Raw genomic sequence first — 14,854 nt, 5'->3', positions numbered from 1 at the left:
GCGCCAATGGCGGGCCGATCGAAGGCTTGTTCCCGGATGCGGCGATGCCGCGATCGCCTCAGCCATCCAAGGCCTTCAGCAGCGCGGCAATCTTGATCGTCGCAAAATTGCAGAAGGTGTCGGAGACCGCATAGGGCAGGACGATCTGGTCCTTATGCCGGATCGCACCGCAGGTGTAGACGACATTGGGAACGTAACCTTCCCGCTCGGACGGGTCTGGCCGGACCAAAGGCTCGCGCGAGCGCGCCAACACCCTCGAGGGGTCGGCCTTGTCGAGCAGAACCGCCCCGATCGCATATTTGCGGACAGGGCCGACGCCATGGGTCAACAGCAACCAGCCTTCATCGAGCTCGATCGGGGAGCCGCAATTGCCGATCTGCACGAATTCCCATGGAAATTTCGGCTTCAGGATCGCGACGCCGCCATCCCACGTATAAAGGTCGTCGGAATAGATCAGGTAGAGGTTCTCGTTGTCCTGCCGGCCGATCATCGCATATTTGCCGTCGATCCTGCGGGGGAACAGCGCCATGCCCTTGTTCTGCGCGGCGCTTCCTTTCAGGGGCGACATCCGGAAGGATATGAAGTCGCTTGTCTCGATCAGCTCGGACCTGATCGCCTTGCCACTATAGGCCGTATAGGTCGCGTAGAAGACTTTTCGCCCACCGTCGTCGAATTCGACGAAGCGCGCGTCCTCGATGCCGTTCGACTGCGAGGGCGTGATGGGAAAGATCACCCGCTCGCTGATATCCTCGTCCGGCCTGAAGGCGACCTCGACCGTCTCGCCATCGGGGCCGGATATCCGATTCCGCACCTTCGGAACCGATGCGAGGCGAGCCGTTGGGTCGATGGCCACACTGCCATCGGCGGCGATGAAGCCGGAGCGAAAGGTCAGCGACGACACATGCCCCTCGCCCACGCCACGCAGGCTCAGGATGAAGCGGTGTCCGCCCTCTGGGGCGCCCGACTGGTCGGGATGCGAGACGATGCTCGGATTGAAGAGGGCGGCAGCCTCGAAAGAGTATTCGTGCAGGAAGTAAGCCCCGATCAGCTGCCGCTGTCCGGCGGTGAAATCGACATGGGCTGCGAAGGCGTCTTCCATTTCGCCGGCGCGCGCCTCGAACGTCTCCAGCAGGTTGCGGTGGCGCCCCTGGAAATTTTCGAGGACGTCACGCAATTGGGCCGCCGCCGTCTCAGGGTCGAGGGCCAGGACCCGGTCGACGATATGGTTCGCCCGCGACTTGTCCGTCGCATTGAGATCACGCGGCTCGATGGCCGGTTTGAACGGGCGGACGACCACCCTTGCCGGATCGGGGCACAGAAAAAGCGCCTGCCGGTTCAGGAATGTGGCTTGTGACAAGGCGCCCTCGGCTGTTCGAGCAGGATTGCGAGCATCGGCAAGGCCCTGCAGGGCCCGCATCGGAGCATGCTCTCGAAGTATGAATTAATGGGCGCTCAACAGCTGGAGCGGCGCCGGCCTGGTGCGGCCGGAGCTAAGGTGGGCGAGCTGACGGATCTCGGCAAGACTGAGGAGATAGGACACGACAGACTCGCCGCCCCTGTTCTCATTGGCGCGGTCGCGGTGGAGCCCATCGCGGCAGCTCCCGGTTTCCAGGTCGACCAGGGGCACCGAAAGGTCGTTCTCGCCCAGGAACCAGCCGAAAGCGCGCGACGCCTCGGTCTTCCATGCGCCGTTGCCGTCAGCCCGCCAGGCCGCAAGGCAGGCCGAGATCGTCGCTGTAGCCTCCAGCGGTTGCTGATCGAACGGCAGTGGCGGGCGCCGCTGGTCGCCGAAGCTCTCGGTGCCGACTGGCCTGAAGAAGCCGACCGGAGTCGTCTGCAGCGTCGTCAGCCAGCGCAAGGATCTCAAGCCGGCCTCGACATAGCGGGACGTTCCGGTCGAGATGCCGGTCACCAGCAGCGCCTGGGGCAAGCGCGCATTGTCATAGGCGAGCCCGTGTTCGAACCAGGCCCAATCCTTCGTCCCGGTCGTCGCGAGCATGGTCGTCAATCTGTCGGCCAGGAGACGCCGGATGCGCAGGACAGCACCATCCGCCTCGGTCACGGCGCAATAGGCGTCGAGACCGAGCAGCGCGAAGCCCCAGGCTCGTGGCGAGCGAAAGCCTTCGATCGTCGGCAGCGCTTCTGCGAACAAGGCGGCGGCCCAGCGCCGCCGCGACGGGCTGACATCGCTGCGGGCGCATTCGCCCAGGGCCCAGAGTGTTCGCCCATGGCTGTCCTCCGAGCCTTTGTCCTCGAGCCAGCGCCGGTCGAAGCTCATGAAATTGCGGAACTGGCGCAGGTCGGGATTCCAGGCGTGCTGAATGAAGGCGGCGAAGCGGGAGGTCAGGGCTTCGGAGAGCAGCTGCTCGCCGGAATTGTTGAGCGCGCAGGCCAGCAGCAAGGCGCGGGCATTGTCGTCGACGCAATAGCCGTGGGACCGATCCGGCACCGAATGAACCGCATGCTGAAAAAGCCCGGTATCGTCGCACATCGACAGAAAATACCCGATCTGCATCTCCGGTGGCTTGCGGATGTCGCGTGAGAGATCGCCCTTGTCGATGACGGGGACCACCTTCAGTCGATCGGCGCGCGTGGCCGCTTCGAAGACGGCGAGATAGCGCTCGGCAATGCGTTCCCAGATCATCGATCGGCTGTCGGCATAGGCACGCTCGCGTATGGCCTGCCGACCGAGGTCATCGGTCAGCAATCCGGCGATCGCGCCGCCTATGGCCGAGGAATCGCCGAAGGGAACGAGGATGCCGCGGCCGCCGGCCAAGAGCTCCTGCGCGTGCCAATAGGGCGTCGAGACCACTGCCTTGCCCAGACCGAAGCTGTAAGACAGGGTGCCCGAGGTCATTTGCGCTTCGTTGAGATAGGGCGTGACGTAGACGTCGCACATCGAGATGAAGCCGAGCAGCGTCGGCTGGTCGACGAACTGATCGAGGAACACGACATGGTCCTCGATGCCGAGGCCGCGGACCCGCGCGACGAGGCTTTCGCGATAGGCCTCGCCCTGTTCCCGAACGAGATTGGGATGGGTTGCGCCGAGCACGACATAGACGGCATCGGGCCGGCTCTTCAGGATCGACAGCATGGCGTCGATCATCACCTCGATGCCTTTGTTCGGCGAGAGAAGGCCGAATGTCAGGATCACGGGCCTGTCGCTGAAACCGAATCTCGCCTTTGCCTCGTCAGGCGCGGCGAAGGCGACGTCCGGAATGCCATGCGGAATGACGTCGATGTTGTCCGCCGGAACCCGGTAGACGCTTCGCAGGAGAACCCGGCCCTTCTCGGTCATGACCACGATCCGTGAGGACGCGTCGACGATTCCGTCCATGACGCGACGCTGCGCCGGCGTCGGCTCTGCTAGGACAGTATGAAGCGTCGTGACGACGGGCATGGTCAGCCGCGACAGCAGCATCATGAGATGGCTGCCCGCCTCTCCGCCGAAAATCCCGAACTCGTGCTGAAGCGACACCGCGTCGAACCGGCCGGCATTCAGGAACTCCGCGGCATCGACATAGTCGCCGATGCGGTCGTCGCCGACCTGAAAATGGACGGTGGGCGGATAGACATAGGCGTGCCCGTGATCGTTCATCGCGACGATCGAGGTTTCGATGCCTGTATCTGTCGCCGAGACCGCCTGCTGCAAATCGGTCGTGAAGGTCGCGATCCCGCAGCGGCGCGGGAGCGAGTTTCCGATGAATGCCACACGGTTGAGTCGGGTCATGGTCGCGCCTCCATTGAGCGAGGTCGCGAACCCGCCATTGCTGTTTGAGAATCGGGTTGCAGCAAGGGCCGTGAGAGCGGCGGCTGCAGATCCTGCGCGTCGCGCTGATGCAGGATGTTGCGGCTCGGTTCGGCCGCGGGATAGGCGACGAGCCCCTTGAGCCCGTGGGATCCGGCGCTGAGGGTGGCATGCTCGGCATCGAGATAGACCGCTTCGCCGAGGCGGGCGTTGACCGGCCCGATCCGCGCATCGCCTTCGATGACCAGGAGCCAGGTTTCATGCTCGGCCTGGAGCTGCCAATGCGATTGCGGCGGCAGCTCGATCCGCTCGAGGATGAAATAGGGGTTGGCGACGAGCAGGGTTCTGGCGTCGGTAAGGGGTTTCACAGCGGGTTGCGGCTGGGCAGGCCCGGCCTCGGCGACCGCTACGGCATGGTCGATATGGAGCTCGCGCTGCCGGCCATAGTCGAAGAGCCGGAAGGTCGTGTCGCTGCTCTGCTGGATTTCCGCGATCACGAGCCCTGGGCCAATGGCGTGGATCGTGCCGGCGGGCACGAAGATGACGTCATCCTTCTGGACGGGGCGCCACTGGACCAGCTCGGCGATCGAGCCGTCCGCGATGGCGCCGCGCAACTCGGCCGCATCGAGCTGCCGCTTCAGTCCGAGGGCGACCTCGGCGCCGGGCGCCGCGGAGAGGACGTACCACGCCTCGGTCTTGCCATGCGCCAGCCCGATCGAGCGCGCGAAGGCATCGTCCGGGTGGACCTGGATCGACAGGGCTTGCGTCGTGAACAGGAGCTTGAGCAGGAGGGCCGTGTCGGGCGCCTCCGCGCCTCCACGCTGGAACCAGAGTTCGCCGATTGCGCCGCCACCATCGGCAGCGGCGCTCCAGGGAGCGAGATCGGTGCTTCCCCAGGGCTTCCGCAAGGCCAGCATCGAGGCATGTTCGAGCGCCATGGGGTTCTCCTGGTTCGCGCCGCTCGGGTCAGGGCGACCCGAGGCGGGCGATAATGCCGTCGCATGGTGTTCGCCGCCGGAGACGGTCAATGACGCCAGCTCTGCGGCGTGATCGGCAGTTCGCCGGTCACGTCCACATGGGCGACGTCGCTCGAGGGAGGCAGTTTCTTTTCCGAGAATGTGAGATCGAGGCGGCGCCCGTCATCGGTCAGGAGCTGAAGGTCCCTGCGGCCAAAGACCTCCCTGAGAACGGGACTGGCGAGCTGAATCTCGCCGCAGCTCGTGACGCCGACCGGCTGCCTGAAGAACCCGTCGAAGTCATAGAAGGCGCGGCCGATCTTTCTGCCCTTGCAGGTCAGCGTGCCGCTCCCCGAGATTCCGCCGAGATAGTGCAAGTGCCGTATCCTTTGCTCGTGAGAACGCGCCCAGAGTCGTCGCCGGTCTTCAGCGCAGCCGCCAGTTCGCCGGGTCGACGCGGAAGACCTGGACGCAGGCACCGGACATCGGCCGGCGAACCCATCCGTGGTCAGCGCGGATAAGACAATGATCCACGGCGGCAGAGCCGGCAGGCCCGGAGCCACGGAAAATCCCTAAAAACATAAGTCTTGCTTGCTCGCAAAGCAGCGAGTCGTCGAAATCGCATTTTCGGGCGAGGAATTTGTCGGGCAATGCGCAGAAATTGCGCAGTTACCAGATCACAAAACCATCTATCGACTTTGTGAATATGAGGGCCTTGGAGGTATAATACAAGAATTATTTGCCGTTTTATTTTTAAAAGGGACCTGCCGCGGCCGCGAATAGAATCATCCGAGGATGGAGCGGTAAAGCTGCCAATATCGATCCGCCATGCGCTCCACGGTGAAGCGCGCGGCCACCGCCGCCCTGCAGGCCGCGCGATCGATGTCGCCGATATGACCGATCGCCACGACAGCCTCGTCGATGCTGTCGACCAGGAATCCGGTCACGCCGTGGTCGATCAGTTCGGGCATCGAGCCGCGCCTGGAGGCGATGACCGGCGTGCCGCAGGCCAGCGCCTCCACGACCGACAATCCGAACGGCTCCTCGAAATTGACGAGATGGAGCAGAGCGCGGGCGCCGCCCAGGGTCCTCATGCGGGCCTCGCCGCCGACCGGGCCATGATAGATCACGGACCTCCCGTCGAGCGCGGGTGCGACCTGCACGTCGTAATAACTCCGATCCTGCACGATGCCGGCCATGACCAGGCGCCGACGCACCCGGCGGGCCGCCGCAATCGCCTCGGCCGCGCCCTTGTCGGGATGGATGCGGCCGAAGAAAAGCAGGTCCTCGCCGCCTTCCGGATCGAAGGGAAAATCCTCCAGCCGGATGCCGTGGTGGATCGTCGCCGCATAGCGCAGGTCCGGATGCCGGTCGGCATCGCTGATTGCGACATAATGCACGCGATCCTCATAGGTCTTGAAGACGGGCAGGATGCGATCCGACGAGAAGCCGTGGATCGTCGTCACCACTGGCGTCGTGACCAGCCGCGAGAAGGCGAGCGGCACGAAATCGGCCTGGTTGTGGATGAGGTCGAACTCGTCCGCACGCTCGAAGACATGGGCGACATGCAGCATCTCCCAGACCTTGGCGTCGATCGTGGGATCCTCTGAGTAAGCGGCCGGACAAACCCCGGCGAGCCTACCCGCCGTCAGGCTGTCCTTGGTCGCGAACAAGGTGACGTCGACGCCGCGCGCGACAAGCGCTTCGGTCAGCAGACTCGTCACCAGTTCCCAGGGGCCGTAATGCCGCGGCGGCGTGCGCCACGAAATCGGCGCCAGCATGGCGATACGCAAGCGATCATCCTTCCCTTGTTCTCATTAGCCGACGGTCAGGATCACGCCCTCGTCGGGCCGCAGCAGCAGGACGCCGCCTTCGATCCGCGGGGGGCCGGCAGTGGTGGACAGAAGCAGCCGGCAATCCCCGGCCCAGCCCGGCAGCGCCAGAGATTGAGCATGCGCGCCGAGATTGAGCGCCACGAGGAGCCGCTGCGCCTCATGCCGCCGCTCATAAGCGAGTACATCGCCCTCGGCGTCCAGCATCGCCAGGCTGCCGATCGTCAGCGCGGGATGCTCGCGCCTGACCGCCAGCAACTGGCGATACAGCTCCAGGATCGAACCGGGATTCTGTGCCATCCGCTCGACATTGCGGGTCGGCCAGTCCTGATGAAGCGGCAGCCAGGGACGGGCCGTGCTGAAGTCGGCATTTTTGCTCGCGGCCCATGACATCGGCGTGCGGACCGGATCACGGCCCAGGCCGAGTCCGGGCTCGCGCAACTCGCGAGGGTCCCGGACCTGCTCAGGCGGAATCGCGACGTCGCTCAAGCCGAGCTCGTCGCCGTAATAGAGGGTGGGTGTGCCCCGCAACGTCAACAGGAGCACCGCCGCGATGCGAGCCTGGGCCTGCCCACGCTTGGCAGCGACCCGCGGCCGGTCATGATTGCCGAGCACCCAGTTCGGCCAGCCGCCCGGCGGCAGCGCAGCCTCGTATTCCGCGATGAGGTTGGCCAACGCGCGTGCGTTCCATGGCGCATCGATCAGCTGGAAATTGAAGGGCAGATGCACCCCTGGCCGCTCGCCGCCGTAGTAGTGCATCAACCGCTCGACCGGCAGATAGATCTCGCCGATCAGCACCCGTGCGCTCTGTGCCCCGGCGCCGTAGCTGTCGGCAATGTCGCGCATCGCGGCGGCGAGCATGTGCACCTCCGGCTGGTCGGTGGAATTGACCTGAAGGACGCGGTGCATCTCGCCCATTGCCGGCTGCCAGGCAGGGTTCGACGGATTGTCCGGGAAGCCGGCCGCCTTGACCATGTGCCAGAGCACGTCGATGCGGAAGCCGTCCACGCCGCGGTCGAACCAGAAGCGCAATACGTCATGCATCGCCGCCTGAACGGCCGGATTGCGCCAGTTGAGGTCCGGCTGCTCCTTCAGGAAGGCGTGATAATAATATTGGCCGGTCGCCTCGTCCCATTCCCAGGCGGAGCCGCCGAAATCGCTGATCCAGTTGCTGGGCGGGCCGCCCCCGGGAGCGGGGTCGTGCCAGAGGTACCAGTCCCGCTTCGGGCTGCTGCGGGACGCCCGGCTTTCGAGGAACCAGTGGTGTCGGTCGGAGGTGTGATTGGGCACGAAGTCGAGCAGGACCTTGAGCCCCCGCGCATGGGCCTGCGCCAGCAGCGCGTCGAAATCGGCAAGCGTGCCGAAACGTCCGTCGACATCGCAATATTCGCTGACGTCATAGCCGAAATCGCTCATCGGCGAGGGGAAGATCGGTGAAATCCAGATGGCGTCAATGCCGAGGTCGACCAGATAGTCGAGGCGCTGCGTAATGCCGTTGAGGTCACCAATTCCGTCGCCGTTCGTATCCTGAAAGGAGCGCGGATAGACCTGATAGATCGTGCCCGTCTGCCACCAGGGCGCGCTCACGCGCGTGGATCCGCGGGAATGCCGGTGCTCACACCGCCGCCGCCTGGAGACGGAACCCGCAATGCGAGAGACCACGAGTGACCGGGATCGATATGGCGCGGCTTCACGCTGGCCTGCGCCGGGCTCGGATCACACCGACGGCGCAGAGGCTGCAGTCGTGATCCGGAACACAGATACCGTGGGGATCCTTGGCTCTCCATGACCAGTCCCTTCGCTCGTCTCCACAAAAACAAGGCACGATTGCCACGTATTGCACCGACGCGCGCGAACAAAGCGCAGCCGCGCATCAGACACGGGCTGAACGTTAAGGCTGGTCCATCTGGTAGGAAATGCAGAACGCAGCGTAGCCGGTCGGTCCGCGCTCAAGTCCGGTGGCCGAAACCCTGCGTCCATGGCTCGAAATGCACGCCGACCGGGTCAGGCGCGGCATCACCCGCAAGCGTTCAGCGAACGCCTGCTGAGTTCAAATCGACGCGGAGGAGAGCGGTTCGGCAGGACCTGCATCCACCGCGAGCAATCCGCAATGTCTCATGTTTTGGCCGCGCTGCGTTCGAGCCATTCAGCCTGTCGATGCCGGCGAGTGCCTCTCCAGGCCCCCGATCCCATGGCCGGTTCAGGTTCTGCCCCCTTGTGACCCGCCAGACATTTGATCGATAAGGCTCGTCGCAGATTGCCGGACCTCCATCGGCGTCCGGCCATAGCGCATCCTGAATTGCCGATAGAATGTCGAAGGCTCGGTGAAGCCGACATCGAAGGCGATATCGGCTATTCGCCTCGCATCCTGGCTTCGATCGGACAGACAGTCATGGACATGGGCCAGGCGCTGGCCGGCGACGTAATCCGAGAAGCTCGTGCCATCCTCGGCAAAGAGCTGGCGAATATAGCGGCCGCTGATCCCGAATCTCCGGGAAAGCTGATCGGTCGACAGGGCCGGATCGGCGAGGTGTCGTCTGACATGCTGCTTGATCGCGAGCAGCCGCGCCGCGCGGATGCCGGATGCGGGAGGCCCGCTGCCTGCCCCGCCGAACGACGCTGCCAGAAGGTCGGCGATGTGGCGCGACGCCAGCGGCGCGAGCGCAGCGGGGGAGTCCATCGCGTGCAGCGATGAGAGGTAGTCGAAGAGGAGCTGATGCGCCGGCTGAGCCCGGCCGATATGGTGCGGCGCGACATCGTCGAGATTTGTCACGAGAGGCGCCAGCAGCGAGCGCTTGAACTGGAGCGCCATCGTCCATTGCGAATCCTCGGTATGGGCCGACCAGCGGCGGTCGAGCGGCAGGATCGCGGCGGTGCCCGGCCGGGTCTCGAAATCGCCGCGCCCGGGCATGGCGAGCCGGTAGCCGCCCCGGTTCCAGGAGAGGATGATGTCGTCATTGTCGTCCGACATCAGCTCCCGGGAGCGGCTCCAGCTCATCGGCGAGACCGAGCCTTTGGTGCACATCAGCTCCGGCAGGATCAGCGTTCTCGCGTCGAATTTCAGCTGATGGCCGGGGTCGGGCGTGACCTGCAGGCGCATCTGGATGCGGCCGTAGAAATCCCGGATGAACTCGTCCCGACGATGCTCCGGAATATCGCTGGCTGAGAACAAGGCCGTCTGTGCGGCGACGTCGACAGGCATGGTCGGTGGCACCCCACGAGACTATGCGGACGGTGAGCGAATTTTCGGGCCATTTCAAGCGGTGCGGCCGCTCACGCCTGTTCCGCCAGTGCAAGCGCGAGTGCCGCCGATGCCATACGCCGCCCGCCCGTCTCTGCTAGCGGAGATGGTTCGGGGAGCCGGAACACCGACGGGGCAGCATGGCGGAGCGCATCGACTTCGAGCCATCGGTGGCCGCGACCGCGGCGCCGCGGGTTCGCCATGTCGCGATGAACACGGAGGGGCTTGCCCCGAAGGAGGCGATCGCCGCGTGGCAGGAGAGCATCGGCCTGCTTTACGATGTCCGCCTGCGCAACAATGTCGAACCCTTCCATTTCCACGCCGATGCCTTTCATCTCGGCGAGATCGTCCTGACCGGATACCAATGTGCGGCGCATAGCTTCGATCGCTCGCGGGCCCGTATCGGTCGCGACGGGCTCGACCATATCACGCTGCAGGTCTGCACCAGGGGCAGCCATGGCAGGCGCGACGGCGGATCGGCCGATCAGGCCCGCCCGGGCGATCTGCTGATCGCCGACCTGGCCCAGCCGCAGGCGACGGCCGCCAGCGATTTCGACAGCCTCAACCTGACCATACCGCGACGATTGCTGGCGCCGCTCCTCAAGGCGCCGGACGAGCAGAACCTGCGCCTCATTCCGGGCAAGGCTCCGCTGGCCGCCCTGCTCCGTAACCATATGCGGGGCCTGTATCTCGGTGCAGCCGGGATGAGCTGCGACGAGGCGGATGCGATCGTCCGTCCCACCATCGAGCTGGCCGCTGCCGCGCTCAACGCCGCGGTCTCCGAGGAGAGCGTCGCGTCGGTTCGGCAGGCGCTGACCCGGCAGATCAGCCGCTACATCGACAATCAGATCGCCGATCCGGCCCTGACCATCGAAGCGATCGCCGCTGCGTTCGGGATTTCGACGCGCAAGCTCCACTATCTTTTCGAGGCGCATGGCGGCGTGTCGTCCTATGTCACGCGGGCAAGGCTGCACCATGCGCGCGCGCTGCTGGCCGACCCGGTCCAGCAGGGCAGGAGCATCGCCGAGATCGCAGAGAGCTGCGGCTTCGCCTATCGCACGAATTTCGTCCGCGCCTTCCGCAAGCGTTTCGGCGTGACGCCGCGCGAGGTCCGGGCTCATGCGGCGGAGGGCCGCCGCCTGCACGGCAAGCCCAGCGGCGAGACGACGATGTGGCATTGGATCCGCCAGCTCAGATGAGGCGGGGTCGCGCATTGCGCCGCGGCTGAGCGATTCCCCGCTGGCGAAACCGCTCGAAAATCACGACCGGGATCGGCTTTATTCCCTGGCTGGTCTGCAGAATCTGCAGGGCCGGATACGGATTCGGCAGCCTCGGATACATTTGAATCCGAGCCGCCGCATTTCCTTGCAAGCCGGCTGACGCTCGCTCCAAAAACCGCCCGCAAGGCTGGGAAGCAAGTTCCCGACACCGGCGTCGTGCGCTTCGCGTCAGCGAAACGCAGGCGCTCTTCGGATTGCCCCGGCGCGAGCAGACGGCGTTTCAAGGGGCGATTTCATGGCGCGGGCGAATTTCGGTGTCCGGTTCGGTCGGGCGGCAGCAGCAAGGCGCGGCCCCGGGCTTCGCACCATGCTGCTGGCGACGACCGCCTTCGTCGCGCTGGCGCCGGTGCCGCCCGTCGTGGCGCAGACGGCCTGGACCGGCACCAACTCGAACAACTGGTTCGATGCCGGCAACTGGAGCGCCGGCACGCCGACCATCGCCACCGACGCCGAGGTCGACAATATCGCGCTCAACGTGCCGACGGTCTTCGCCATCGGCGCCAATGCGCTCTCGCTCACCATCGGCAACACCGCCCATGGCGCCCTGGTCGTCCAGGGCGGCGGCGTGCTGCTCAACACGACCGGCTATCTCGGTCGCGGGCTCGGCTCGCTCGGCACGGCCACCGTGGTCGGCGTCGATTCGGTCTGGGCGAATACCGGCAATTTCTATGTCGGCGACCAGGGCACCGGCATGCTGACGATCGCCAATGGCGGCAAGGTCAGCAGCCATGATTCCTTCGTCGGCAATACCGGCTCGGGCTTCGTCACGGTCACGGGGTCGGGCTCGAACTGGACGGTCACGGACCCGCTGATCATCGGGAATTTCGGCAGCGGCACGGTCACGATCGACAATGGCGGGACCCTGATCGCCGAGCGGGTGACGCTCGGCGCCGGCAATGGCTCGGATGGCTCCCTGACCGTCAGCGGGCCCGGATCGAGCTTGATCGGCGACAGCGATTTCATGATCGGCGACAAAGGCAGCGGCACGGTGACCGTGGCGGGCGGCGCCAAGGTCGAATCGCAGACCCTGGTCCTCGGCTTCGGCCAGACCGGGTTCGGCAGCCTCACCATCAGCGGCGCGGGCTCGTCCTGGACGACCTCGGCCAGCGGCAGTGTTGGCAGCGAGGGCGTCGGACATCTGCGCATCGAGGCGGGAGGCTCGCTCGGCATCGTCGGCCTGTCCTTCGCCAGCGACGCGCAGGCATCGGGAACCGGGACGGTCACCGGCGCCGGCTCGAGCCTCACCGCCAGCGGCAAGATCTTCGTCGGCGCCGGCGGCAAGGGAGCGCTGACCGTCTCCGACGGCGGCGCCGTGACCAGCGAGAATGCGAGCATCGCACTCGGCGGAACCGGCGTCGTCACCGTCACGGGCGCCGGCTCGCGTTGGACGAACAACGCGCTCTTCCAGGTCGGAAATAATAACGGCTTCGGCACCCTGAACGTCGAGGCCGGCGGCAAGGTCGAGACGCTGGAATCGATCATTGGCGACAACGGCCAGGGCCTGCTCAATGTCAGCGGCGCCGGCTCGAGCTTCACCAATACGGCGAACATGCTGATCGGCGACGAGCGCGACGGGGCGGTGTCGATCAGCGCCGGCGGCCAGGTCGGCGCGCAGAGCGTCATCGTCGCCGACGAGACGGGCGCGACCGGCGCCATCTCGGTCAGCGGCGCCGGCTCGTCTCTGGTCGCGACCGAAAATCTCTTCATCGGCCGCCGGGGCAACGGCGTCATGTTCGTGCAGGATGGCGGCACGGTGAGTTCCGGGATTTCGGCCCTCGGGGCGGGACCGGGCAGCATTGGTGAGGCGACCGTCACCGGCTCCGGCTCGGCCTGGCTCAACAGTGCCGATCTTTACATTGGCGGCGAAGGCAGCGGCGTTCTCACCGTCGCCAAGGGCGGCCGGGTCGAGGTCGCCGGCACGACGCATATCGCCGCCGGTGCCGGCTCCTCGGGCACGCTCGTCATCGGCGCGGCCAAGGGCCTGCCTGCCGCCGCTCCAGGCGCATTCACGGCTGGCCCGATTGTCTTCGGCCCGGGCAACGGCAAGCTCGTCTTCAACCACCTCTCGAACGGCTATCAGTTCGCGGCGGGCATGTCGGGCTCGGGCACGATCGAGGCCGTCTCCGGCACGACCGTGCTGAGCGGCAATTCGAGCGGCTTCACCGGCGCGACGACCGTCGACGGCGCTACGTTCGTCGTGAATGGCAGCCTCGGCGGCACGCTCGACGTCCTGGCAGGCGGGCGGCTGCAGGGGGCCGGCACGGTCGGCTCCGTCGCGGTCGCGGCCGGCGGAACCATCGCCCCCGGCAATTCGCTCGGCACGCTCAACGTCGCCGGCAACATGACATTCGGCGCCGGCAGCAGGTATGAGGTCGAGGTCGACCCGGCCAGCAATGCCAGCGACCGCGTCCATGCCAGCGGCACGGTCACCATCAATGGCGGCGCGGTCAGGCATATCGGCCTCGACGGCACCTACCGCCCCTTGCAGCGCTACACGATCGTCACCGGCGATGGCGGCGTGAGCGGGGCCTTCGCGAACGTGATCTCCGACTACGCCTTCCTCGATCCGACACTGAGCTACGACCCGAACAACGTCTTCCTCAGGCTCGTGCGCAACGATGTCTCCTTCTGCGCGATCGGACAGACGCAGAACCAATGTGCGGCAGGCAATGGCGTGCAGAGCCTCGGCCTCGGCAACCAGCTGCATGACGCCATCCTGATGCTCGACGAGGGCGGCGCGCGCGGCGCCTTCGACCAGCTCTCCGGCGAGATCCATGCGTCCGCCAAGGGCGTGTTGGTCGAGGAAAGCGCAATGGTGCGCGCCGCCACGCTCGACCGTCTGCGCCAGGCCTTCGGCGGTGTCGGCGCAGCGCCGATGGCGACGCTGAACTATGGCTACACCGCCGACCTCGCCCCGGCCGTCAAGGGACCGATGCCGAGGCTCGGCCAGGCCGAGCGCTTCGCGGTCTGGGGGCAGGGCTACGGCTCCTGGGGACGCAGCGACAGCGACCGCAACGCCGCCAGGCTGACGCGCTCGACCGGCGGCATGATCGTCGGCGCCGATATCGCGGCGTTCGACACCCTGCGCTTCGGTGCGCTCGCCGGCTACAGCCGCACCAGCTTCGAGGTCAAGGACAGGCTCTCCTCGGGCGACAGCGACAACTATCATTTCGGCCTCTATGGCGGTGGCCAATGGGGCGCCTTCGGCCTGCGCACCGGCGCGAGCTATAGCTGGCACGACATCGAGACCGCGCGCAGCGTCGCCTTCGCCGGCTTCGGGGACAGCCTGAAGAGCAGCTACACCGCCGGCACCGCGCAGGTCTTCGGCGAGCTCGGCTACCGGATCGACCTCGGCCGCGCCGCGCTCGAGCCTTTCGCCGGCCTGGCCTATGTCAACCTGCGCGCGGACGGTTTCACTGAACGCGGCGGCGCGGCCGCGCTCCGCCGGCAGGGCTCGGATACCGGCCTCGGCTATTCGACGCTCGGCCTGCGCGCCTCGACCAGCGTCACGCTCCAGGGCATGGATTTGACGCTGCGCGGCGCACTCGCCTGGCGCCACGCCTTCGGTGACACCACGCCGCTGGCGACGCTGGCCTTCGCCGGCGGCAGCCCCTTCACGGTCGCGGGCCTGCCGATCGCCAGGAATGCCGCCCTGGTCGAGGCCGGGCTCGACCTCGCGATCACCCCGCGCGCCACGCTCGGCCTGTCCTATACCGGACAGCTCGCCAGCGACGCCCAGGACCACGCCTTCAAGGGCAACCTGGCGATCAGGTTCTGACGTCGCCGCTCTGTCCAGA

General features: G+C 66.1%; 9 protein-coding genes. 2 read left to right on the top strand and 7 right to left on the bottom strand.

The features are described 5' to 3' along the window. Positions 1-58: 58 nt before the first annotated feature. The 7 genes from ACTIF2_RS00225 to ACTIF2_RS00195 form a co-directional block, all read right to left on the bottom strand. A complete protein-coding gene (locus ACTIF2_RS00225; RefSeq protein ID WP_439495002.1) occupies positions 59-1,357 on the bottom strand; it encodes a glycoside hydrolase family 130 protein in 1,299 nt (432 codons plus the stop codon). A gap of 84 nt (positions 1,358-1,441) precedes the next feature. Further along, positions 1,442-3,730, bottom strand: a complete 2,289-nt coding sequence (locus tag ACTIF2_RS00220; protein ID WP_439495001.1) for a glycosyltransferase family 4 protein — start codon at positions 3,728-3,730, stop codon at positions 1,442-1,444. Next, positions 3,727-4,686 (bottom strand): class I mannose-6-phosphate isomerase, encoded by a 960-nt coding sequence (locus ACTIF2_RS00215; RefSeq protein ID WP_439495000.1) that lies wholly within the window; start codon positions 4,684-4,686, stop codon positions 3,727-3,729. The genes ACTIF2_RS00220 and ACTIF2_RS00215 overlap by 4 nt, the downstream gene beginning before the upstream one ends. Positions 4,687-4,772: 86 nt before the next feature. Beyond that, entirely contained in the window at positions 4,773-5,081 is a 309-nt protein-coding gene (locus ACTIF2_RS00210; RefSeq protein WP_439494999.1) for a hypothetical protein, read from the bottom strand. 408 nt (positions 5,082-5,489) lie between these two features. Further along, entirely contained in the window at positions 5,490-6,497 is a 1,008-nt protein-coding gene (locus ACTIF2_RS00205; protein ID WP_439494998.1) for a glycosyltransferase family 4 protein, read from the bottom strand. A 24-nt stretch (positions 6,498-6,521) separates the two neighbouring features. After that, positions 6,522-8,123: an alpha-amylase family glycosyl hydrolase gene (locus tag ACTIF2_RS00200; protein WP_439494997.1), complete on the bottom strand. Its 1,602-nt coding sequence runs from the start codon at positions 8,121-8,123 to the stop codon at positions 6,522-6,524. A 613-nt stretch (positions 8,124-8,736) separates the two neighbouring features. Next, a complete protein-coding gene (locus ACTIF2_RS00195) occupies positions 8,737-9,738 on the bottom strand; it encodes an AraC family transcriptional regulator (protein ID WP_439494996.1) in 1,002 nt (333 codons plus the stop codon). A 179-nt stretch (positions 9,739-9,917) separates the two neighbouring features. Here ACTIF2_RS00195 and ACTIF2_RS00190 point away from each other — a divergent pair, with 179 nt between their 5' ends. Together ACTIF2_RS00190 and ACTIF2_RS00185 are read left to right on the top strand one after the other, a co-directional pair. Beyond that, positions 9,918-10,976, top strand: a complete 1,059-nt coding sequence (locus tag ACTIF2_RS00190; RefSeq protein ID WP_439494995.1) for an AraC family transcriptional regulator — start codon at positions 9,918-9,920, stop codon at positions 10,974-10,976. Positions 10,977-11,364: 388 nt separating this feature from the next. Then, positions 11,365-14,835, top strand: coding sequence for an autotransporter domain-containing protein (locus tag ACTIF2_RS00185; protein ID WP_439494994.1), 3,471 nt, complete (start codon positions 11,365-11,367; stop codon positions 14,833-14,835). Positions 14,836-14,854 lie beyond the last annotated feature (19 nt).

It is taken from the genome of Allobosea sp., from assembly GCF_051860145.1.
Taxonomy (GTDB): domain Bacteria; phylum Pseudomonadota; class Alphaproteobacteria; order Rhizobiales; family Beijerinckiaceae; genus Allobosea.
Note: the sequence above shows the minus strand (reverse complement) of the source record. Positions and strands in the feature narration are given on the sequence as shown.